We start from the raw sequence: 22,451 nt of genomic DNA on the forward strand, positions 1-22,451 counted from the left end.
GCCACCACTGCATCCGCTCTCAGACCAATGGAAGAAAGCTGCGCCGCGATCTCAGCCCCTGTGGTCAGATAGTGGGCGGTGCAGTTGTCCTCGTTGGAGAACTGGCAGGGCAGAAATACGCCGCCCTTCGCCGCAAGCTCCTCCGTCATACGGATGGAGCCCTGAAAGCCTCCCTCCTCCTTGCTGACAAGGCGGATCTCAGCACCATAGCTGCGGATCAGCCGCATGCGCTCCTGGCTCATCCAGTCCGGCATGTAGATCACCACAGGGTGCCCCAGATATCTGCCCACTGCGGAAAAGGCAATGCCCGTATTGCCGCTGGTGGCCTCTGCGATCAGATCCCCCGGCTGGATCTGTCCGGTTTCGTAAGCATGCTTCAGCACATAGAATGCCACCCGGTCCTTGATGCTGCCGCTGAGGTTGTAGGACTCCGCCTTGGCATATACCCGACGTGGCTTTCCCTTATATGTGCAGCTGATCTCCAGCAGGGGTGTGTGACCGATCAGCGGCTGGATCCGGTCAAATAATGCTGCAATCTTCTGTTCCATCAGTCAATAACCGTCACAGACTTCATGATCTGAGGAGTGGTAGGCTTATCGTTGTAGTCCGTTGCAACCTGTGCGATCTCGTCTACCACATCCATACCCTCTACGACCTTGCCGAATGCAGCATACTGCCCATCCAGGTGGGGCGCATCCTCATGCATGATAAAGAACTGGGAGCCTGCGGAATTGGGCATCATAGACCGTGCCATGGACAGCACGCCACGGGTGTGCTTCAAATCATTCTTCACGCCGTTTGCGGCAAATTCGCCCTTGATAGACCAACCCGGACCGCCCATACCGGTGCCATCCGGACAGCCGCCCTGGATCATAAAGCCGGGAATCACCCGGTGGAAGGTAAGACCGTTATAAAAGCCCTGACGCACCAGCTTCTCAAAGTTTTCACAGGAGATGGGCGCAATGTCGGGATACAGCTCGATCTTGATCTTTTTCCCGTTTTCCATTTCAATCTGAATCATATTCGTTCCTCCTAAAAGTGTGTTGCAAACATATACATGATTTATTATAGCACGAACCGCATAAATAAGCAACTGTTTCAAGCAAGTCTGACATATTTAATATAAACAACGAATTACTGCGTCTATGTCCATGTGAGTTCGTTTGTGCAATCAAGAATTGTTGAACCTGCACAATTTAATCCGTCAATTTAAACAATATTTGAAGTTCTCGCATCTTTTTTCGGTTTCTCTATTCCATTTTTCTTAATTGTGTAGTATAATAAATTATAAGCATGTGCAACACTACTAAAAACTTCTGTGCATAATGTAAAAGTAATGAAAACGGGGGCTGATCCAATCATGCAAAAACCACTGAACATCGCTGTAATGATATCAGGCATTGACGAAGAATACCAACATGACATTCTACGGGGCATACACGAATTTGCACGCAATCATCACATCAACATCTGTCATTTCATCGCCTTTGGCGGTATGCTTGGCAACCCGAACCACGATGCCGGAGAATACAACATCTTTAATCTGGTAAACTACGACAAGCTGGACGGCGCCATCCTTCTGACAAATACCATATGCTCCTCCAGTATGAAGCAGACCATTCTGAACAGTGTGCAGAAATGCGGTCTGCCCACCGCAGTGATCGACCAGGACATTCCCGGCTGCTACTACATAGGAATTGACAATTATACTGCGATGCATGAGATCGTCAACCATGTGATCAAAGCACACGGCTGTCGGCGGATCAATTACATTTCCGGTCCCACCAACAACCCGGAAAGCCTGCTGCGTTTACAGGCTTACAGAGATGCACTGAGCGAGCACCAGATCCCCGTAGAAGAGGAGCGAATTTTTCACGGTCTCTTCCGGGGGCAGGATGGCAGAGAGGCGGCGGAAGCTTTCCTATCCTCTGAGCTGGAATTTCCGGAGGCTATTGTCAGTGCCAATGACAATATGGCACTTTCTGCCTTAATCACCCTGGAAAGCAGAGGGATTCACTGTCCCCAGGACGTAATCATCACCGGCTTTGACAATATTCGCTCCGCCCGTAACTGTACCCCGGAGTTGACCTCTGTTTCCCGTCCCCTGACGGAATCCGGCAGACGTGCTTGTGAAATGGTCTATCATCACATCCGGCAGAAGGGAGAACAGGAGCGCACGGTGATCCTGGATGCCACCCCCGTGCTCACAGAAAGCTGCGGCTGCAAGCACTGTATGAGCGACAGCATCGAGGATTTTAAGCGGAACAATTACAAGATCATCGAACGGTACAACATTGATGTACGCCGGAACAGCCGCATGGTATGTACGCTGACAGAATCCGACTCCTATGCAAAGAGCCTTGACAAGCTGAAGGACTGCATCCTGGAAATCAACTGCGAGTCCTTCTACCTGTGCCTGTGTGAAAACTGGGCAGGTACATTCAACAACGCAGAGGATGGATCCACCCCCATGGATTATGCGTTCAACGACTATATCTCCGAGGGCTACTCCCGGAACATGCAGGTGGCGCTCGCCTACCGGGACGGAAAGTTCCTGGAGAATGTGCCGGACTTTGAAACCAGTCTGATGCTGCCGGAAATTTACGAGCCGGAGGATGCAGGAAAGACATACTATTTTATGCCCATCCACTTCAGAGAACGCTGTCTGGGATACTGCGTGATCTGCAACAGCACCTTCCCGCTGGAAAGCGCAAGCTTTGTGTCCTGGGTCATGAATATCAGCAATTCCCTGGAAAATGTACGGAAAATGCGCTGTCTGAGTGCGGTCGTCAAGGAGCTGGAAAAGCTGTACATCATCGACAATCTGTCCGGGATCTACAACCGGAACGGATTCAGCCGGAATACCCAGGAGCTGTACCAGTACTGCCAGGAGCATCGGGTTCCGGTCATGGTCATGTTCCTGGATATGGACGGACTGAAGCACATCAACGATACCTACGGACATAAATCCGGAGATATTGCCATCCGTGCCATGGGGCAGTGCCTGAAGCTGGCGTGCAAGGACGGAGAGATCTACTCCCGGTTCGGCGGAGACGAGTTTCTGGTTTTTGCGGTCAATTATACCGAAGAAAAAGCCAAGCTTCTGGAGCTGGCAATCCTGGAGGAATTCCGCAATTATAATGAGACCCACAGCAATCCCTTTGACATAGAAGCCAGCATCGGCTACCACATTGAAGTCCCCCAGCCGGATATGCCAGTATTTTCTCTGATAACCCTTGCGGATCAGAAAATGTACGAACAGAAAAAACGAAAAAAAACATCCCGCTATTTAAGACGATAAATCGCTTTCTGAGTTTTACAAATCTTGGAGGGGACAATGAGCAATAAGAAAAAGATCGCCGTATTTTTATCCGGTCTGGATGAGGAATACCAGAATCAGATCACACAGGGCATCCATGAGTTTGCCGCTGCGCACAACATAGATGTACTGCATTTTATCGCCTTTGGGGGCATTCTGAACAACGGCAGCTATGACACGGGAGAGTACAACATTTTCCGTCTGCCGAATTTGCAGGAGCTGGACGGGGTCATTCTGCTGACCAATACGATCGCCAGCCCGGAAACTGTCCGGGAGATCATCAACCAGGTTCGGGCATCCGGCGTGCCTGCTGTCAGTGTGGATGCGGATTACCAGGATTTCTTCTCCATCTGCGTGGACAACCACAGTGCCATGGTGCAGATCGTCCGGCATTTTACGGATGAACACGGACTGCGGCGGATCAACTATGTTTCTGGGCCAGATGATAATCCGGACAGCATTGCACGACTGGCTGCCTACAAACAGGTTCTGGAGGAACACAATATTCCCATCGAGGAAGCTCGCATTTATCACGGCACCTTTCAGCGCCGGGATGGCAGAACTGCCGTAGATGTATTTCTCCGTTCCGATCTGCCCATGCCGGAAGCCATTGTCTGTGCCAACGACACCATGGCGGTATCCGTGATCGGAGCCCTGAATGCACGCGGCATCCGGGTACCGGGGGATATTATGGTATCCGGTTTTGACAATACCTACAACGCCAGGAATTATGCGCCGGAAATCAGCTCTGTGGCAAGACCCCTGGGACAGTGCGGTGCCCTTGCATGCCAATTGCTGTATAACGCCTGGCACGGCGTTCCGCAGACCCGTGTACACAAACTGGAAATGCAGCCACGCTTTACGGAAAGCTGCGGCTGTGGTGCCCATTACTGTGATACCATCCGGGATTTCAAAAAGCACAACTACCAGATCCAGGAGGATTTCAACGTGGACATCTCCCTGTTGAGTCGCATGGCTTGCTCTCTGGTGGAATGTGCCAATTACGAGGAATATATCGAAGCCCTCAAGGAATTTGTGCTGGAAACCAACTGTGAGGAATTCTACCTGTGCCTTTGCGAAAACTGGCTAGGGAATGCCTTGCCCGCAACCCAGGCGGAACCGGATTACTCCACAGCTGATGCCTGCCTGATCCATGGCTATACCCAGCGCATGCTGGTTCCCCTGTCCTATTATGAGGGAAAATTCCGCTGTCATGAGGATTTTCATGTGGATCAGATGCTGCCGGCTCTGTATCGGCAGGTGGATCACATGCGCTGCTTCTATTTTGTACCCCTGCACTTCCGGGAGCATTGCCTTGGGTATTATGCCATCTGCAATACCGCATTTCCCATGCGCAGTTCCCTGTTCCATTCCTGGTCTTTGAATCTAAGCAATTCTATGGAGAACATCCGGCGCATTATCTACCTGGATCATGCGGTGCAGGAGTTGGATAAGCTGTATGCAACAGATCCCCTTTCCGGTATTGCCAACCGGAACGGCTTCCGCCGCCAGACCGAGCCTGTTTTCGCACGGTGCATTGCAGAGAAGCTTCCGGTCATGGTCATGTTCATCGACATGGACGGACTGAAAATGATCAACGATACCTATGGACATAAATCCGGGGATATCGCCATCCGCAGCATGGCGACCATTCTGCATGAATGCTGCACAAACGGAGAAATCTGCTGTCGGTTCGGCGGGGACGAATTCATCGTCTTTGCCGCCAATTACACCCAGCAGGATGCGGAACGGATAACCGACAACATCCAGAAAAAACTGGATGATTACAACAGGACAACCAGCATGCCCTTTGCCCTGCATGCCAGCAGCGGTTACCACATTGCCGTGCCCACGCCGGATAAATCCCTTTTTGCAATGGTCACCCTGGCGGATACGATTATGTATGCAGAAAAGCGCAAGAAGCGCCACTCCAAGTACCTCAAAAGCAGCAGTTCCATCCGGCAGGATGCCGAATCCAATTAAAAGAATAGGAAAGAAACCATGAAGCAAACCATAGAAACCAAACTGAAACCATTCAGCCCCGTGATTTTGGCGGCGGTAATCATACTCTGCTACCTGCTGACCGAAGGACTGAAGCTGAACGAAGTCCTTCTCCTGCGTGAATCCGCCCATCTCATCAATGTACTGATGGGGGTGCTGATTATCCTCGGTCTGCTGGTATTCCACTGCCGTGTCCGAAAAACGGATCAAACGGAGGAATTGATCCGGCTAATCCTGTTTGCCGGATTGGTCATGCGCATCGGCTATATGCTCTACACGGACGCTTACACCCGTCCCCACGATATTTCCGGCGGACACGACAGCTACATTTTGCAGATTATACACAACGCCCGTCTGCCCCAGGACAATCACGGGCAATTCTATCAGCAGCCGGTATATTATGTAATCAGTGCCATTGTGTCCGCTATCGTCAATGCCATTCTGGGTACTTCCGCTGATGAGCACGCCCTGGTGAATGCGGCAAAGATCGTATCCTGCTTTGCGTCCTGTTCCGTACTGCTGATGACCCCAAAGATCTGCAAGGAATTGGATCTGAATCGCCGGGCGCAGCCCATCGTACTGGCAGTCACTGCATTCCTGCCGGAATTTTACCTGCTGGCAGGGCGAGTGGGCCCCGACTCCCTGTCCATCTACTTTATGATACTGGCACTGCTGCTCACCATCCGCTGGTTCAAGAACCAGACCTTCCCGGTGACCATCCAGCTGGCAGTGGTGTATGGACTCGCCATCTCCACCAAAATCTCCTGTGCAGTATTTGCCATCTTTACGGCTGTACTGATGCTGATCCGGCTGGTACAGGCCATCAAGCAGAAGAAAGCAGCGCCCATGCTGGCAAAGCTGGGGGTGTTCGGCTGCATTTCCCTGCCTCTTGGCATGTGGTACTGCATCCGGAATCTGGTACGGTTTGACCAGGCGCTGAACTATGTATATCCAATTCCCATTACTTCTGACCTTTACTGCGGCGACCACTCCATTGCCTCCCGATTCCTGTGGTTTGACATTGCCAACCTGAAAGCCAATCAGTATGCAAGCCCCTGGAACGACTATAATTATCCCATGTACCTGGTAAAAAGCTCCGTATTCGGTGAATTTAAATTCGGCATCCCGGACTGGGTATCCTACGGGCTGGTGCTGGTAAACTTTGTGCTGATCCTGATTTCCCTGCTGGCTATGATCTACGTTGTGGTATGCTGCACCCATGCCAAGCCCATGCTGCGCTTTGGCATTCCGGCGCTGTGGATGTTCCTGTATGGCTTCAGCGTCAACTTTAACATCGACTACCCCTTCGGCTGCACCATGGATTTCCGCTACATCGTGCCCACTGCCATCTTCGGTGGGCTGTGTCTCTCTGTGGCATACAACAACAGTCTGGAACAGCACCAGAGCAAACTGGAATCCCTTGCCGCAAAGACCGTGCGCTGTGTGATCCCCTGTCTGACGGCGGTATTCTCCGCACTATCCGTTTACATGTACTGCGTGATCCGGTAGGATAAAACATAAACCAATAAAACATACCGCACAGAGCATCATTTTGAGCTTTGTGCGGTTTTTATTTAAGTAAAAAACACTTCCCTTCACTTGAAATCACGCCGGTTCTATGCTATACTGGTGGTAATTTCAAAACAAAGGAGTCGTGATAACATGAGAAAACAGAAACGCCAGTTGTCCGTCCTGCTGGCTTCTGCTGTGGCAATGACTACCCTGCTCAGCTTTCCCGGCGGCGCAGTATCCTCCGACACACTGACCACCTACGAGTTTGAACAGGGCGTGATCGACCGTGCCAAGCAATACGATGCAGGCTGGACAGAAACCAACGACGCAGGCGATACCTACGACTGTACGGATCCCACCGGCAGCGGCTTTGTGTATCTGACCGACAAGGGCAGTTCCGTCACCTGTACAGTGGAGGTGGAAAAAGCCGGGCTGTACAATATGAATATCCGCTATCTGCAGCCCAATGACACCAACAAAAAGGTGCAGTATCTGAACATCAACGGCTCCAATCAGGGAGAAGTCACCTTCCCCTATAATCTGAAGTGGAGCGAGATTACCACGCTGGTCACCCTGCGGGAGGGCAGCAACAGCATTGAGCTGAAGGGCTACTGGGGCTATACCTACCTGGACAGCTTTACACTGACTCCGGCGGACGAAAGCATTTCTCAGCTTTCTCCCACGGATTCTCTGTCCAATCCTCACGCCAACGACACCACGAAGCGGCTCTACGCTTACCTGCGCAGTGTGTACGGCAACCACATTCTTTCCGGTCAGCAGGAAATGTGCGGTTCCCACAACTACAACTACAATGCGGATCCTACCTCCGGATTCATCAAGGACAATGAGGCGGAGTTCACCTATATCCAGGAGCAGACCGGTAAGCAGCCCGCCATCCGGGGCATTGATTTCCTCACCTATCACCTGGATGAAAACGGAGAGCTTTCCTACCAGGACTATGCCGCAGAGCGTGCCATCGAGTGGACCAACAAGTACGGTGGCATCGCTACCATCAGCTGGCACTGGAGCGTCCCCTCCAGCACCGGCAATTACGCATTTTATGTAGAATCCGCCAATGCAAACTATACGGATTTCAGCATCTCTAAAGCTGTCACTGAGGGCACCAAGGAGCACGAGATTATCATGAAGGATATTGAACTTGTGGCAAGCAAGTTCCAGATGCTGGAGGATGCGGACGTATCCGTCATCTTCCGTCCCCTCCACGAGGCAGAGGGCGCATGGTTCTGGTGGGGCGCTGAAGGTCCGGAGCCCTGCGTCAAGCTGTACCGGCTGCTGTACGATCAGCTGACCAATGTGTACGGTCTGGACAATATTATCTGGGAATGGACGGGCTACACCACCCCCAATTCTGCTGCATGGTACCCGGGGGATGATGTGGTGGATCTGATCGGCTATGACAAGTACAATGTCAGCGACGGCATCCCCAACCCCAGCGCCATCGCCTCCACCTTCTATGGGCTGGTTGCCAGCACCAACGGACAGAAAATGGTTGCCATGTCCGAGAATGACGCAATTCCATCATTGGAAAATCTGGTAAATGACCGGGCTGCTTGGCTGTATTTCTGTCCCTGGTATGGATACTTCCTGACCGGAGAGGTAAACAACCCGGTGGATCTGCTGAACGAAATCTATAACAGCGAGTATTGCATTACACTGGATGAGTTGCCGGATATCCGCAGCTTTCCGCTGGATGCCCCCTCCACCACTGCTGCATCCACCACAGGCTCCGGAACGGTCACAACCACCGCTACCACAGCCTCCCTGTACGGGGATGTGAACACAGACGGCATTGTAGATATTGCAGACACGGTGCTGCTGGCACGGTACATCGCCCAGGACAATGCAGTGAAGGTCAGCGAGGCGGGGCTACAGAATGCGGACTGTGTGCTGGATGGCAACATTGACGCATCGGATCTGACCGCCATTGCCCGCTACCTTGCCCATCTGATGGACGCAGATCAATTGGGGATCAAGCCATAAAAGAAACGAGGAACTCCGAAAGGAGCTCCTCTTTTTTAACATATCAATACCCAAGTGGCTCTGCCACCAGGATCACATGCATCCGATTCGGATTTCTCTGCTGAGCGGACACCAGGTAATTGCAGCAGATCCTGCCGTCCCCGTGACATCCGTCAGTCATGCCAGGAGCGGACTGATTCAAGGACACACAGCTGCCGGATTCCTTACAGTAGGTTGGACAGGAAAGACGCTCTGCATTTGCCGGAGCCGCACAGGTCTTGACCCGCTTGATCGCTGCGTCCAGATCCGGCACCAGCTTGTTGCAGCCTACTACCATAATGACCCGGCTGGGACCGTAGCTGATAGCAGCTACCCGATTGCTGTTGCCATCCACATTGTATAATTCCCCGTTGGCGGTCACCGCATTGGCGCTGCAAAGATATGCGTCTGCCGAAAAGCATTTCCGGTACAGTGTCTGCATCTCCTCCGGCTTACAGACTGCACGATCCAGGAACTGATAAGCGCCGCTGCGGAGCAGATCCATCACGCCGCATTCCTCCAGGGTCATGGAACCGCCGCTGGCGACGATCTCCCCTGCATACAGCAGGGACTTGACCTGTTCCAGTGCCTCCGATTTGCTGTCCGCATAATACACATGCATCCGATTCCGGGTCAGGGCTTCTCCGGTTTTCTGCATCTGCCGTCTGATGATGGCCTTCTGGTTCTCATCCATTTCAAAAACTCCTTTCAAAAACGGGGAAGGACTGAGCCTTCCCCGTAGATTCCATTAACCGCCGTAATAGCTGCTGTAGGACTTCATGATCGCATTGTAATAGGTGATGATATCCAGATCCAGGGGATCATACCGCCGATAGGCTGCGGAATCACGCTCCTCCGTGTATCCCTTTGCCCATTCCTCCACTTTGGCATCAAAGGCATCCCCGTAAATGGTCTGACGAACTGATTCCACATTGGATTCGGACCAAAGATCATCTGCCGTCATGCGATCCTCAATGTTCAGACGAACCACAATGTACAGTGCCTCATCCTCTTCGATCAGCTCCGGAACCCCCAGCTTTGCATCGTTGAAAATAAAGTTGTAGGTCTTTTCAGAGGGAGTGTAGTTGATTTCCGTGGTAGTGGTCGTCCCCTCAGCCTTCTTCTCGCTCTCCGGTGCAGTGGTCATCTTTGCAATGATACTCTCGTTGGGATAGGGCTTGGTGGTGGTCGTGGTTTCGGAAGCATCTCCGCTGCCGCTGGTAGCCGGCGCAGTGGTGGCTGTGGTCACGGAAGGAATCACTGTTGTTTCCTCTGTCCGGTCTGCATCCTCATCCTGATCCGTACCCTGAATATCAGTGGTGGTTACGGTTGTGGTAGTCACGGTGGTGGTCTTGACGGTGGTAGCAGTGGTAATCAGATTCCCGGATTCATCCGTAGTGGTCACTGCTGCATTGGAAACAGAGGTGGCATACTCTTTATACTCGTCGATCACATTGTCAAACTCGTGAAGCATGCTCTCTTCGGTGGACTGCGCCTTGATCCGATCCAGATACTGCTCTGCCATTTCCTTCAGCTTTGCCTTGCCGTCGGACTTGAGCAGATTACCCTCCCCATCGGTCAGCGGAATCTTAACATACTCCACACGGGCATTGTTTTCCTTGTAGTAGGTACGCAGGGATTCATCAGTTACGCCCTCAGAACCGCCCTCGCCGTAATATGCTTTATAAATAGCAGTGCGCTTTTCGCCGGACAGCAGTACATCCTTCACGGTCTGCTCGCCGATGCCGCTTGCGGTGTAGAAATCCCCCAGATACGCCCAGCTGGAAGCATAATATGTGTCGATCTCGCTCTTGGTATCCTCAGAGACCGTCAGATTCAGCCGCTCAAATTCCTTTTCAATGGCAACATACTGCAGGCAGTACTCAGTTGCCTTGTCCTGGATCCATTCCTGGATGGGCAGACCTTCTACCATTTTGCCCTTGATGGCCTTCTTCAATTCCTTGTCGGTTTTATAGGACGCATAGTTGAAGTTCTCGGACTCTGCCAGGATCTTCAATGCATCAAAATAGGCATCAATGGAGTAGTAGATGTAGATGCCGGCACGGATCTCCATACCGTCCACCTTCATTACATTTGCCGTTCCCTCGCCGCATCCGAAAAAGGAAAGCAGCATGATCATAGACAGCAGCGCCGCTGTGCATTTTTTCAAAACGTTCATGGTATTCCTCCTGCAATCTTTGAAATCAAATACCTGTTAATTATACTATATTTCTCAGCGATTGTCCATAGGTTTGGCGAAAAAAATTTGATTTCCACGAAAATTTCATGATTTTTTCTCATTGCCGGTACTGGATTTTCTGTTTGCCCTATGATATACTGTAGGAAAAGAAAAACAGGAGGAACTTGCATGCGAGCAGTGATTACAGGAGCAACGTCCGGAATCGGCAAAGAAATGGCGGTGTATCTGAGCCAGCTTGGATACGATCTGATTCTGACCGGCAGAAATCAGAAGCAGCTGGAACAGATGCAGAAAGCCCTTCCTACGAGGGTGGAGATCATCGCTTTGGATCTCAGCGAAGATCGGGCACCCTTTCAGCTATACAATTTTTGCAAAGATAAGCAGGTGGATCTGCTGGTGAACAATGCGGGATACGGTCTGTTCGGCACCTTCGACCAGATCGACCTGGAGGACGAGCTGCATATGCTGAACGTAAATATCCGGGCGCTTCACATTCTCACCAAGCTGTTTTTGCGGGACTTCAAAAACCGGAATCGGGGCAGGATCCTGAATGTGGCATCCAGTGCCGGATTTCTCTCCGGTCCCCTGCTCTCCTCCTATTACGCCTCTAAAAACTATGTGGTGCGGCTGACGCTTGCCATTTATGAGGAGCTGCGCCGTTCCCACAGCAAAGTAACTGTCAGTCTGCTGTGCCCCGGGCCGGTGGATACCAATTTCAACAACCGGGCAGGTGTCCAGTTTAGTATGCCTCCTGCCTCCCCGAAGAAGGTAGCGCGGTATGGCATTGACGGAGCATTACGGGGCAAGTTGATTCTGATCCCGGGAATGGGCGTGCGGCTTGGAGTATTCGCAAGCCGGTTCGTACCTCACAAAATGATGTCCGCCATCACCTACGAGATCCAGAAGAAAAAGCTCAAATAAGCAAACGCCCGGAAGGCATACAACCTTTCCGGGCGTTTTGTGTATGGGTCAGGTTATGCCAGACCATTCTGCTGCTTTGCAGCGGTCAGCGTGTTGCGCATCAGCATGGCAATGGTCATGGGCCCTACGCCGCCGGGCACGGGCGTAATGTAGCCTGCCTTGGGCTCTACTGCCGCAAAATCCACATCGCCGCACAGCTTGCCGTTGTCCAGCCGGTTCATGCCCACATCAATGACAACAGCCCCTTCCTTTACCATGTCTGCGGTGACAAAATTTGCCTTGCCCACTGCCGCAACCAGAATATCCGCCCGTGCACAAATCTCCTTCAGATTCTGTGTCCGGGAGTGACAGATGGTCACAGTGCCATTCTGATGCAGCAGCAGCATTGCCATAGGCTTGCCCACGATGTTGCTTCTGCCGATGACGACGCAGTTCTTGCCGCTGACGGATACGCCGGTGCTGGCGATCAGTTCCATAACCCCAGCCGGTGTGCAGGGCAGAAATGCATAGGAGCCGATCATGATTCTGCCCACGTTGGAGGGGTGGAATGCGTCCACATCCTTGTCCGGGCTGATAGCGTTGATGATCGCCTTTTCATCAATCTGCTTGGGCAGGGGCAGCTGCACCAGAATGCCGTTGACCTGGGGGTTCTCGTTCAGCACCTCCACCAGTTCCAGCAGCTCCTCCTGTGTGGTATCCTCATCCAGTGCGTACTCAAAGGACTGGAACCCAACCGCCTCGCATGCTTTTTTCTTGTTGTTCACATATACCCGGGACGCCGGGTTATTGCCTACGATCACAACCGCCAGACCAACCTGCAGACCGGTTGCAGCCTTCAGCTGGGCTGCTTCCTCCTTGACCTGTTCCTTGACCTGTGCGGATACTTCCTTGCCGTCAATGATCTTTGCCATGTTCCGTTCCTCCTCAATCCTTATCCGTAGATGTTTCCGATGTCTGCTCTTCAGACGCTGCTTCCGGTTCTGTATCCTCCGGCTCATCCTCTGCCAGAATCTTTTCCGTCAGCTCCACGTCCCCTTCCCGCTTCTTCCGGGCATTCTCCTCCCGGGCGGCTGCCTCCGCAAGCAACTGCTTGGATTCAGCCGTATCGCAGTACAGGTGATAATCCGCCCCCATGCGCTTGACACGGGAATAGCATACGATCAGCAGTACGATGGCAGTAACACAGGAAACCGCAGCCAGTACCTGGGATACACGCAGGGTGCCGATGTACAGGCTGTCCGTGCGCAGTCCCTCTACAAAGAACCGCTCAAAGCCGTACCATGCCACGTACATCAGGAAGATCTGTCCGTCAAATTTCCGGTGCTTCCGGGCAATGTATGCCAGCAGGAAGAAGCCAAGCAGGCACCAGACGGATTCGTACAAAAAGCAGGGGTGTACCGGGTAATGCTCGGACAGGTTGATGCCCTTCCCGTAAAGGGTGTTTCCTGCATAGGCGGTATTGTTCACGATCCACTCCTGGATCTTGCCGCTGGACATGCCGAAAATGCTGTCCGTATTGGTGCCGAAGGCTTCGTGATTGGTGAAGTTCCCCCAGCGCCCGATGCCCTGTCCCAGCAGAAAGCCCACTGCAACAATATCCAGCATCGGCATCAGCTTCACCTTCCGGAGCTTTGCCACCAGTCCGCCCACCAGCAATGCGCCGATGACACCGCCGTAAATGGCAAGTCCGCCGCCCCGGATGTTGAACACGCTTTTCCAGTCACCGGCAAAGCTGTCCCAATGGAACAGCACATAATAGATACGGGCACCTACGATGCCACCTACAATGCCGCCGATCACTGCGTCAATGGCACGGTCAGGATCTATACCGTAACGCTTCATCTGGGAAAAGCCGTAGATCATAGCCAGAAGCATGCCAAAGGTGATAATCAATCCGTACCAGGTGATCTGCATGCCGAAAATCGTGAACGCCACGCTTTTCACCGTAATGTCAATACCGAGTTTGGGAAATACAATTTCGTAATAACCAAGATCGCCGAGTTCTGTCATTGTCCTTACTCCTTTTCCACAACTGAGAGTACTACCCGCTCCGGATCAAATCGGGTGCAAAGTGCCTGCTGCACCTGCTCGTAAGTCATATCAGCCAGAATCTGCAGGCTGTCATAGGGCTTGACGCCGGCAAGGTGGGCGTTCATCAGGTTGGTAGCCGTTGCCCCCACGTTGTTGGATTCCCGGAGCATGGATCCGTAGCAGGCTTTCTTGACGCTTTCAAAATGCGCCCGGTCCAGCCCCTCCCGCTTGCAGCGGGCAATTTCCGCCAGGATCCGATCCCGCACCGTGTAGGGATCCGCAGATTCGCCCCCGAACAGGTTTGCAAAGTAGCCGTCTCCGGTGAATACTTCAAAGGAGAAAGCCGAGTTGATCAGCTGCTCCTCCAGCATGCTCCGGTACAGGGGGGACGCCGGATCCGCCAGCACGCTGATGGCAACATAGCATTCAAGCTCCGCACGCACCAGGTCAATGCCGGATGCCGGCTGAGACTTGAAGCCAATCTGGAACAGGGGCAGCCCCACTGCCGCATGATCCGTAACCTCATGCTTCACCACATCCGCAGGCTCCTCCGGGAAGAAGGTTTCCAGGGACAGATCCCTGCAGGGCTTGAGCTTTTCGTCTGCAATCTTCAGCACCTCATCCGCTTTCACGTTGCCGGCAACCACCAGCACCATATTATGCAGATTGTAGAAGGTGTTGTAGCAGCGATATAGTAGATCCGCATCGATCTTTGCGATGCTTTCCACCGTGCCGCCGATGTCAATCCGCACCGGATGATTGTGATACATGGCCTTCAGCAGATTGAACAGCACGCTCCAGGAGGGATCATCCTCGATCATGCGGATCTCCTGACCGATAATGCCCTGTTCCTTGTCCACGCTTGCCTGGGTAAAGTAAGGCTCCTGTACAAAGGACAACAGGATACCCAGGGATTCCTGGTAGTGATCTGAGCAGCTGAACAGATAACAGGTCTTGTCAAAGTCCGTGTAGGCATTGGCATCGGCACCGGTTTTCGCATACAGGGCAAAGGCATCGCAGTCCTCGTTTTCAAACAGCTTGTGTTCCAGAAAATGGGCGATGCCCTCCGGCACCACACAGATATCCGGATCCTGTGCAGTACGGAACCGGGTGTTGATGGAGCCGTACTTTGTGGCAAACAGCGCTTCAGTGGTGCTGAAGCCATCCATCTCGCAAATCAGAATATCCAGTCCGGATGGGTGGTGTACCAGCAGATACTGATCCCCGGTTCGGGGATTGGAAATGATCTCTTTTTGCATATTTACTCCCCTTCCCGCTGCTGCATCAGATATACAGTATCCAGCTGCAGCGACTTTGCCGCATCCATCAGCCGCTGCCGCAGCTTCTGCCGATCTGCAAACATACTGCGGTAATACTCCGCCTCCTGCTGGGGCGTCCGATCCAGGCCGTTGCAAAGCAGGTAGAAATACCAACCCACCCAGCCGGAAGGAGTATCCCCCGTGCCCCGAATGGAATTGACCAGACTCAGCAAAGCGCTGTCCATTTCCTCATCGGTAAAATCACCGGAGCGCAGAGCGTCCAGCTGCCGCAAAATCTCATCCCGGGCGGTCTCGTAATTGGCAAGCTCTACGCCGGAATCCACCAGCATGGTGCGCTTGGAATCGATATAATTGCTGGCGCAGTAGTAGCAAAGGCTCAGCTTTTCCCGCACATTCAGAAACAGCTTGGAGGACACGGTGCCGCCGAGCATGGCGTTCAGCAGCCGCATCAGGTGAATATCCTCCACATCGGTCTTGAAGCCCATGACCAGCTTGGACTGTCCCACATCCATCGGATCGATCACGGTTTTCGGCTCCGGCTTCAGAGGGCTTGCCGCCGTATAAGCAATCTGCTCCGGATGCCGGTCAATGGCGGCAAATGCTGTCCGGATCTGCTCTTTGACCTGGGGCAGAGGCGCTGCACTGACGGAATAGATCTCGATCTGCGCCGTTTCCAGCAGCCTTTTGTATGCGGCATAGGCGGCTTCGGCAGTCACAGCCTCCGCTGTTTCCCGGGTGCCATAAGAGGAAAGCATGGCGGGTTCACCGGCATACACGGTTTTCTGCGCCTGAAGCAGCGCATAGCCCCGCTTGTTGTTGATCTCCGCTTCTACAGCATCCAGCAGTTCCTTCTTCCTGGAGCGGAAGACCTCCTCGCCGAAGGCATTCCCTTCCAGGTTCGGGGCAAATACACAGTTCAGCAGGATCCGAACTGCTTCTCCGGTAATATCCTCCCCCTCCAGGGCGAATCGGTTGTCAATGGCGCTGACGGAAACGGAGAGAATTTGCAAATCCCCCCGTCTTGCAATGTCTACGCCGATATTTGCACCGTACAGCTCATTGAGCCGGGCAGTCAGAGCGGACAGATCCGGATACTCCCGGTTGGAGACGCCGATCACCCCAAGCGCAACCGCATGATCGGACACCGTTTCCATCCGCAAGGGTGTAATCAGGCGAATCCGGATCAGATTGGTTTTGAATTTCTCATCCACAATGGATGTATATGCAATTCCATCTGCCAGGGATTCTCTGAGATAAGAAACAGGCATGCTAGTCCTCCTTTATATGAACATATAAATTTATTATAGCACGATTCTCTGAAAATAGCTAGTGGAGAATCTGAAAAAAACAAAATTTCAGCTTTCTGTCACAAAAAAAGTCCCGCAGCTGTAACAGCTACGGGACAGCCGGACTTATCCCCAGCGCCATTCAAAATTTTCGCAGTCCCTTGCGCCCCGGCAACGACACGCCTGGGAATCCGCAAAGGGAGAATAGCATCTGCCGGATACATAATGTCTGCATTCGGCTTCCGGCTTGGCTCGCTGCAGCAGGCAGGGATCTATGGGGTTCGGAGGAGGAATTTTATCCGGTTTTTCTTTCCAGATTCCACTCATGAAGTTTTACCGCCATTCCTGTTTTATAATTTAATTTCATTATACACCGTTAAAACTGTTTTGTCAAGAGCAGTAAATCATTCTTTTTATGTGAAATCCTATTCTTCCGATGCTGCCGGCTGATACAGCTTTGCCGTCAGTCCATTGATCTCCACGCAGGGATCGTCCAGGTCAATCAGCAGACAGTGCCGCCCCCCGATCACACTGGTGCGCACCTTATCTGTTGCGCCGGGTTTGATATGCACCGTGATCTCCGGGGTGGAAACAACGGTTTTTGTTTCGATCAGATTGGATACGGTCAGAGGTGCATCCCCTACGGTTTTCTGATAGACGGTCTCCACCACGTCCAGCTTCTCCCGGCTTACCCCAACGTCATACAGCAGATCCTTCAGCTTGCTGCTGTCCAGAGTAGGCACTTCTGTTTCTGTTTTGTGATCCGCCGCCACCTCCGCCAGCCGTTCGTTGACGCTGGTGATCATCATATAGTCCAGATCCTCTCCGGCAACTGTCCGCAGAATGGTCTGGAACTCTGCCTTCTCCTCCTTGGGACACATGAGGAACTGACAGCCCAGCACGTCTTCCACAATGGACAGGTTGGGCTTGTTGGGCTTCTGGGAATAATACATCATGTGGTTGATATCCGGAGAACGGTCACTGAACACCGGGAACAGGAACCCATCGGAGGGTGCCTTGCTGACGATCAGTTCCGTATTCTCCTTCTTCACCAGCGCATTGTCAAATTCGCTGTATACAAAACCGTCATCCCCCGTATTAGCCGGACAGAATCCGGCAAGCAGAAAGCTGTATTCCTCATCGGCAGTTTCGTTGTATTCATCGTTTTTGTCCTTGCTGCGGATTGTATAGGTGCAGTAAGCGCAGGTAAAGGCAAAGGCAGATGCATACTGGATCTTCTCGGACAGATGGGTCAGAAAGGCATCAATCGGCTCCTCCGCTTCCAGCTTGGTCTGTAGCAGCTGATACAGCATCTGTTGAGTGCCCCCCTGCACATATTGCTCATTGGGAAATGCATACTCCGTCAGTGCCTTGCCCACACTGGGGCTGAGCACCCGCCGCAGGGTATCCTTCCATACGGCACGGCTGTCCTCCGGCATGGTGATACAGGACTGCACCTGTCGGCAGCGTACATTCTTTTCCGGGTCTATGTATGCGGTCAGCATCCGGTGCATGACCATAAAACCGCTGGCGTCTGTGAAATTCTTTCGGATCTCTCCCACTTCTTTTTTATTCATATTCATTGCCTCCCTTGTTTCTTGTGATACCCCCGGAGCATAGCGTTCAGCATGGCTCGGGGTATGCTGTCCGTTTTATTTTATCATAGCTCAAAAACGCTGTCAATGTGGCATCCGAACGCAGATGCCATATCAGAATGATATCAGCAACATATGAATGATACATTTTACATATATCCAAACATGCATTATAATATATCCGTTACAAAATATCCACATCACCTGTACAATGTCGCAAGCACAAGCCGGTATGCTGGATTCTAAGCTACATTGTACGAGAAACCGATAGATTTGGAGCAAAACTGTGTGCATTTTGGTGATTTTGTAGAAAAACATTGACTTTTTCTATGACAGGTATATAATAATAAGTTGAAAAAGATCAACCTCTCTGTCATGCAAAAAAGCAATGCATGCCTACATGCAGGGCTGCATGCACAGGCAGTAAACGGAGGAATCAGTATGGAAAACATTGTAACAAGAATCATTGAGATCGATCGGGAGGCGAACGAAAAGCTTGCCCAGTCCAAACAGCAGCAGCAACAGCTCCTTGCGGATGCACGGGCAGAGGCGCAGCAGCAGCAGCAGGAGCTGGAAAAGCGGGCGGACAACCGGATCTCCCAAGTGGAGCTTTACCACGAAGGCGAGTACCGGCGTATCAGCCAGGAGCTGAGCGAAAAGTTTGATGCGGCTGTGATGGCGCTGAACAAAAGCTTTGAGGAGCGGCACGAACAGATCGAAACTGAGATTTTTAATAGAATTGTAGGTGAATAGCCTTGTCTGCGCTTGATAAAAACGCACATTATGCGACAATCACCAAAATCAGGACACAGTACGGCAAACGCCTGAAGCAGGCGGACTACGAGGAGTTGCTGTCCAAAAAATCCGTTGTGGAAGCGACGGAGTATTTAAAGGGCAATACAAAGTACAGCGAGGCGCTGTCCAACATCGACGCTTCTACCATTCACAGAGGCTACCTGGAAATGATCCTGCGGCGGAATCTGTTTGAACGGTATCTGGAATTCTGCAAGTTCCAGCAGCTTGATCGCAAGCCCTTCTACCGGTTTCGCATTGTGGAATACGAGATCAAGTCCCTGCTGCATGGCATCATGTGTATGAACGCCGGCTCCATGCAGTCCTTTATCTCCTCCCTGCCGGCATACCTGGTGAAATTCGCCTCCTTCCCGGTGCTGGATCTTGGCAAAGCCACCAGCTTCTCGGAGATCCTGGCTGTGATTCGCAATACCCCCTATTACCAGGTTCTGAAGGATGTGTCCGTCCGGCAGGATGGGCTGGCGGACTACAGCAAGTGTGAATTGCAGCTGCGTACCTATTACATGCGCTGGCTGCTGAATCTGGCAACCAAAGAATTCAAGGGCACAGCACGGAAAGCGCTGACCCAGCAGATCGAAATGCAGACGGATCTGATCAATATCATCAACGCCTACCGGATGAAATGCGACTTCCACGCCACTGCGGACGAACTGAATGAAGCCATGCTTCCCTTCTCCGGGCGACTGTCCAAAACCAAGTTGCAGGAGCTGTACGCCGCACCCAGCACGGAGGAGTTTCTCCGGGTGCTTGGGGATACGATCTACGGCAAGCAGATTGAAGAGCTTGACAAATGCACGGACAGCGTACATTTCGAGCATGAGTTGACAAAGCTCCGGTGCAATCTGGCACGGCGCTCTCTGGTGCTGGCGGAGGATGTGGCGGTGAGCCTGTACTCCATGATGTACCTGCTGGAAACCGAAGTGACCAATATTATCACCATTATTGAAGGCATCCGGTATCAGAAGGATATTTCCTATATTGAAAATCTCCTTGTGATCCAGTAAGATGACGAACAGAAAGGGGTGTACAAATGTCGTCAATCGAAAAAATGGAGCTGGTCAACATTGTGGGGCTGCTCAAATATCTGGACGATACGCTGATACAATGTATCCGCAGCGGTGTGTTCCACATCGAACAGTCCAGTCAGATTGCTGAGGAATCCGGTGCCGCCGGCTTTGTCAATCTGCATGAGCAAAACCCCTACAAGGATCTGCTCAAGCAAATCATTTCCATCGATCTGGACGGCTACAAGCTGCACGAAGCAGATACTGCTCCCGCAGCAGGCATGACCGATCAGGAGATGAAAGACTATATTGCGGATATGCACATGCGATGTTCCGCATTTTCCACACAGATTGCCCAGTATACGGATTATATCGCAGAACGGACACAGGCGCTCAAGCAGCTGGAGCATTTGCAGGGCATGAACGTGGATCTGCAAAAGCTGTTCCAGTGTTCTCATATTGCCATTCGGTTCGGCAAGCTGCCTTCCGACAGCTATCTGAAGCTCAGCTACTACCAGGAAAAAACCTTCCTGTTCCTGCCCTATGATGATGATGGAGAGTACCGATGGGGCTTCTACTTTGCGCCGAAGGACAGCATCACGGAAACCGATGAGATCATGCGTTCCCTGTTCTTTGAACGAATATGGATGCCGGATTTCGTAACCGGTACGCCGGAGCAGGCTACCAATGACCTGAAGGCGGATCTGGAAAGCGCCCAGACAGAGCTGTATGAAGCCCATAAGGCACAGCAGGAGCTTCTGGCACGGGAATCCGAAAAGATTAACGCTGTATTCTGCAAGGTCAAGTTCCTGTACGAAAAATTCAAGCTGCGGAGTTTTGCTTCCGTTTACCGGGATAAGTTCTACCTGGTGGGATTCATTCCCGCAAAGGAAAAGGATCGGTTCAAAAAGCTGTTTGCAGATATTCCGGATGTGTCCATCATCTGCAAGCCACCGGAAACCGCCTCCCACATTGAAACGCCGGTCAAGCTCAAGAACAACTTCTTCACCCGACCCTTTTCCATGTTCGTGGAAATGTACGGACTGCCCAAATACAACGGCTTTAACCCCACCGGACTGGTTGCCATCACCTACACCATCCTATTCGGCATCATGTTCGGGGATCTGGGACATGGTCTGGTGGTTTCCCTGTTCGGCTTCCTGTTCTACAAAAAGACCAAGAACCAGCTGGGTGCCATTCTTGCCCGCATCGGTCTTTCCAGCGCCTTCTTCGGACTGATCTTCGGTTCGGTCTTCGGCTTTGAGCATGCGCTGGATCCTTTGTACCACGCCATCGGTCTTGCCCACAAACCAATCGAGGTCATGGAAAACATCAACCTGATTCTATTCGGTGCCATCGGCATCGGCGTGGTGCTGATTCTGATTTCCATCGTCATCAACACAATCCTCAACCTGAAGAAAAAGGATTACACAGAAGCGCTGTTCGGCAACAACGGACTATTTGGTCTGATCTTCTTCGGTGCTATCCTGTTCATGCTGGTGGGCACCATGTTCCTGAAGATCAACCTGGTAAAGCCCTGGTACATTCTCCTGTTCCTGGTGCTGCCCATCGTGATTATGTTCTTCCGGGAGCCTCTGGGCTGTCTGATGGAGCATAAGAAATACCACGTTGAAAGCGTCGGTGACTTTATCGCCTCCAACTTCTTCGAGGTATTCGAGTTCCTGCTCAGCTACGCAACCAACACCCTTTCCTTCGTCAGAATCGGTGGCTTCGTCTTTTCCCACGCCGGCATGATGTCCGTTGTGATGATGCTGTCCAAGACCGCATCCGCCGGTGCGTCCCCCATTATCATCGTGCTGGGCAACCTGTTTGTCATCGGCATGGAGGGCGTTCTGGCAGCCATCCAGGTTCTGCGTCTGGAATTTTACGAAATCTTCTCCCGGTTCTATACCGAGAGCGACGGCAAGGCGTTTACGCCTGTATCCATCAGTTACGATCCCGTTGTGGAATAATTTGTTTTGGAGGTTATCATTATGAACATCTTTGAACTTCTGCTTTTCCCCCTGCTGGCTGTTATCCTGCTGACCGTTCCGGTCATCGCCATCATCAGAAACCGTAAGGGCGGCAAGATCGCAAAGCGTGCGTTTCTCTTTAATCTCTGCGGATTCTTCGCAGTACTGGCTCTGGCAATCATCCTGCCGGTGGGCGGCTTCATCAGCGCAGATGCAGTAGAAACTGCTGAAAACGCAGTAAACAGCAGCGCAGGGCTGGGCTACATCGCAGCAGCACTGTCCACCGGTCTTGGTTCCATCGGCTGTGGTATCGCAGTAGGCAGCGCAGCGCCTGCCGCAATCGGCGCCGTTGCAGAAGAGCCCAAGTCCTTCTCCAAGTCCCTGATCTTTGTAGCACTGGGCGAAGGTGTTGCACTGTACGGCTTCCTGATCTCCTTCATCATCCTGAACTCTCTTTGATTCCCGGATTCAGAAAGGAGGCGGCCGCAGCCGGGCTG

The 22,451-nt window shown here is 52.2% G+C and carries 18 protein-coding genes (1 of these 18 only partly in view); 9 read left to right on the forward strand and 9 right to left on the reverse strand.

Going from position 1 to position 22,451, the window contains the following annotated elements; all coding sequences use genetic code 11:
* Both QVO51_RS08365 and QVO51_RS08370 read right to left on the reverse strand, forming a co-directional pair.
* Positions 1-548 carry the 5' portion of a PLP-dependent cysteine synthase family protein gene (locus QVO51_RS08365; RefSeq protein WP_022358027.1) on the reverse strand. It extends 151 nt beyond the left edge of the window, so the window shows 548 of its 699 coding nt (coding positions 1-548); its start codon is at positions 546-548; its stop codon lies beyond the left edge, outside the window.
* Positions 548-1,021, reverse strand: a complete 474-nt coding sequence (locus QVO51_RS08370) for a peptidylprolyl isomerase (RefSeq protein ID WP_022358028.1) — start codon at positions 1,019-1,021, stop codon at positions 548-550. The genes QVO51_RS08365 and QVO51_RS08370 overlap by 1 nt, the downstream gene beginning before the upstream one ends.
* Positions 1,022-1,360: 339 nt before the next feature.
* On the opposite strand from QVO51_RS08370, the gene QVO51_RS08375 reads away from it, so the two are divergent.
* The 4 genes from QVO51_RS08375 to QVO51_RS08390 all read left to right on the forward strand — a co-directional run bounded on the left by QVO51_RS08375 (position 1,361) and on the right by QVO51_RS08390 (position 8,833).
* Positions 1,361-3,301 (forward strand): diguanylate cyclase domain-containing protein, encoded by a 1,941-nt coding sequence (locus QVO51_RS08375; protein ID WP_022358029.1) that lies wholly within the window; start codon positions 1,361-1,363, stop codon positions 3,299-3,301.
* A gap of 36 nt (positions 3,302-3,337) precedes the next feature.
* Positions 3,338-5,302, forward strand: coding sequence for a GGDEF domain-containing protein (locus QVO51_RS08380; protein WP_022358030.1), 1,965 nt, complete (start codon positions 3,338-3,340; stop codon positions 5,300-5,302).
* An 18-nt stretch (positions 5,303-5,320) separates the two neighbouring features.
* On the forward strand, positions 5,321-6,829 hold the full coding sequence (locus QVO51_RS08385; protein WP_022358031.1) for a hypothetical protein: 1,509 nt from the start codon (positions 5,321-5,323) through the stop codon (positions 6,827-6,829).
* A 153-nt stretch (positions 6,830-6,982) separates the two neighbouring features.
* Positions 6,983-8,833: a glycosyl hydrolase gene (locus QVO51_RS08390; RefSeq protein WP_022358032.1), complete on the forward strand. Its 1,851-nt coding sequence runs from the start codon at positions 6,983-6,985 to the stop codon at positions 8,831-8,833.
* A 43-nt stretch (positions 8,834-8,876) separates the two neighbouring features.
* Here the strand turns inward: QVO51_RS08390 and QVO51_RS08395 are convergent, their stop codons facing one another.
* Complete coding sequence (locus QVO51_RS08395) at positions 8,877-9,545, reverse strand: lactate utilization protein (RefSeq protein WP_022358033.1); 669 nt, start codon at positions 9,543-9,545, stop codon at positions 8,877-8,879.
* A gap of 54 nt (positions 9,546-9,599) precedes the next feature.
* The gene (locus tag QVO51_RS08400; protein WP_022358034.1) at positions 9,600-11,030 is read right to left on the reverse strand and encodes a hypothetical protein; all 1,431 of its coding nucleotides are present in this window, start codon (positions 11,028-11,030) and stop codon (positions 9,600-9,602) included.
* A gap of 189 nt (positions 11,031-11,219) precedes the next feature.
* Here QVO51_RS08400 and QVO51_RS08405 point away from each other — a divergent pair, with 189 nt between their 5' ends.
* Positions 11,220-11,972: an SDR family NAD(P)-dependent oxidoreductase gene (locus QVO51_RS08405; protein ID WP_022358035.1), complete on the forward strand. Its 753-nt coding sequence runs from the start codon at positions 11,220-11,222 to the stop codon at positions 11,970-11,972.
* 53 nt (positions 11,973-12,025) lie between these two features.
* Here the strand turns inward: QVO51_RS08405 and folD are convergent, their stop codons facing one another.
* The 5 genes from folD to QVO51_RS08430 form a co-directional block, all read right to left on the reverse strand.
* Positions 12,026-12,883 (reverse strand): bifunctional methylenetetrahydrofolate dehydrogenase/methenyltetrahydrofolate cyclohydrolase FolD, encoded by an 858-nt coding sequence (folD, locus tag QVO51_RS08410; protein WP_022358036.1) that lies wholly within the window; start codon positions 12,881-12,883, stop codon positions 12,026-12,028.
* A gap of 13 nt (positions 12,884-12,896) precedes the next feature.
* Positions 12,897-13,982: a prolipoprotein diacylglyceryl transferase gene (gene lgt / locus QVO51_RS08415; protein WP_022358037.1), complete on the reverse strand. Its 1,086-nt coding sequence runs from the start codon at positions 13,980-13,982 to the stop codon at positions 12,897-12,899.
* 5 nt (positions 13,983-13,987) lie between these two features.
* Positions 13,988-15,262 (reverse strand): EF-P 5-aminopentanol modification-associated protein YfmH, encoded by a 1,275-nt coding sequence (gene yfmH, locus QVO51_RS08420; protein WP_022358038.1) that lies wholly within the window; start codon positions 15,260-15,262, stop codon positions 13,988-13,990.
* 2 nt (positions 15,263-15,264) lie between these two features.
* Positions 15,265-16,551: an EF-P 5-aminopentanol modification-associated protein YfmF gene (gene yfmF / locus QVO51_RS08425; RefSeq protein WP_022358039.1), complete on the reverse strand. Its 1,287-nt coding sequence runs from the start codon at positions 16,549-16,551 to the stop codon at positions 15,265-15,267.
* A gap of 443 nt (positions 16,552-16,994) precedes the next feature.
* Positions 16,995-18,146 carry a DUF4317 domain-containing protein gene (locus QVO51_RS08430; protein ID WP_022358040.1) on the reverse strand — a complete coding sequence of 384 codons (1,152 nt, stop codon included), beginning with the start codon at positions 18,144-18,146 and terminating at the stop codon, positions 16,995-16,997.
* Between the two features lie 459 nt (positions 18,147-18,605).
* On the opposite strand from QVO51_RS08430, the gene QVO51_RS08435 reads away from it, so the two are divergent.
* From QVO51_RS08435 to QVO51_RS08450, 4 genes are read left to right on the forward strand one after another with little or no spacing between them, the layout of a single operon-like run.
* Positions 18,606-18,917, forward strand: a complete 312-nt coding sequence (locus QVO51_RS08435; protein WP_022358041.1) for a vacuolar (H+)-ATPase G subunit — start codon at positions 18,606-18,608, stop codon at positions 18,915-18,917.
* Between the two features lie 2 nt (positions 18,918-18,919).
* On the forward strand, positions 18,920-19,981 hold the full coding sequence (locus QVO51_RS08440) for a V-type ATPase subunit (protein ID WP_022358042.1): 1,062 nt from the start codon (positions 18,920-18,922) through the stop codon (positions 19,979-19,981).
* Positions 19,982-20,007: 26 nt separating this feature from the next.
* Positions 20,008-21,954 carry a V-type ATP synthase subunit I gene (locus tag QVO51_RS08445; RefSeq protein WP_022358043.1) on the forward strand — a complete coding sequence of 649 codons (1,947 nt, stop codon included), beginning with the start codon at positions 20,008-20,010 and terminating at the stop codon, positions 21,952-21,954.
* 21 nt (positions 21,955-21,975) lie between these two features.
* Entirely contained in the window at positions 21,976-22,413 is a 438-nt protein-coding gene (locus QVO51_RS08450; RefSeq protein WP_015559063.1) for an ATP synthase subunit C, read from the forward strand.
* The last annotated feature ends 38 nt before the right edge of the window (positions 22,414-22,451 follow it).

Source organism: Ruminococcus sp. CAG:379 (assembly GCF_000434255.1).
Classification (GTDB): Bacteria; Bacillota; Clostridia; order Oscillospirales; family Ruminococcaceae; genus Ruminococcus_F; species Ruminococcus_F champanellensis.

Coding starts and splice junctions, on each gene's coding strand:
- QVO51_RS08390 (WP_022358032.1), top strand. CDS start 6,983: ATGAGAAAACAGAAACGCCAGTTGTCCGTCCTGCTGGCTTCTGCTGTG.
- QVO51_RS08430 (WP_022358040.1), bottom strand. CDS start 18,146: ATGAATAAAAAAGAAGTGGGAGAGATCCGAAAGAATTTCACAGACGCC.
- yfmH (WP_022358038.1), bottom strand. CDS start 15,262: ATGCAAAAAGAGATCATTTCCAATCCCCGAACCGGGGATCAGTATCTG.
- QVO51_RS08445 (WP_022358043.1), top strand. CDS start 20,008: ATGTCGTCAATCGAAAAAATGGAGCTGGTCAACATTGTGGGGCTGCTC.
- QVO51_RS08435 (WP_022358041.1), top strand. CDS start 18,606: ATGGAAAACATTGTAACAAGAATCATTGAGATCGATCGGGAGGCGAAC.
- QVO51_RS08375 (WP_022358029.1), top strand. CDS start 1,361: ATGCAAAAACCACTGAACATCGCTGTAATGATATCAGGCATTGACGAA.
- QVO51_RS08385 (WP_022358031.1), top strand. CDS start 5,321: ATGAAGCAAACCATAGAAACCAAACTGAAACCATTCAGCCCCGTGATT.
- folD (WP_022358036.1), bottom strand. CDS start 12,883: ATGGCAAAGATCATTGACGGCAAGGAAGTATCCGCACAGGTCAAGGAA.
- lgt (WP_022358037.1), bottom strand. CDS start 13,982: ATGACAGAACTCGGCGATCTTGGTTATTACGAAATTGTATTTCCCAAA.
- QVO51_RS08395 (WP_022358033.1), bottom strand. CDS start 9,545: ATGGATGAGAACCAGAAGGCCATCATCAGACGGCAGATGCAGAAAACC.
- yfmF (WP_022358039.1), bottom strand. CDS start 16,551: ATGCCTGTTTCTTATCTCAGAGAATCCCTGGCAGATGGAATTGCATAT.
- QVO51_RS08370 (WP_022358028.1), bottom strand. CDS start 1,021: ATGATTCAGATTGAAATGGAAAACGGGAAAAAGATCAAGATCGAGCTG.
- QVO51_RS08400 (WP_022358034.1), bottom strand. CDS start 11,030: ATGAACGTTTTGAAAAAATGCACAGCGGCGCTGCTGTCTATGATCATG.
- QVO51_RS08405 (WP_022358035.1), top strand. CDS start 11,220: ATGCGAGCAGTGATTACAGGAGCAACGTCCGGAATCGGCAAAGAAATG.
- QVO51_RS08450 (WP_015559063.1), top strand. CDS start 21,976: ATGAACATCTTTGAACTTCTGCTTTTCCCCCTGCTGGCTGTTATCCTG.
- QVO51_RS08380 (WP_022358030.1), top strand. CDS start 3,338: ATGAGCAATAAGAAAAAGATCGCCGTATTTTTATCCGGTCTGGATGAG.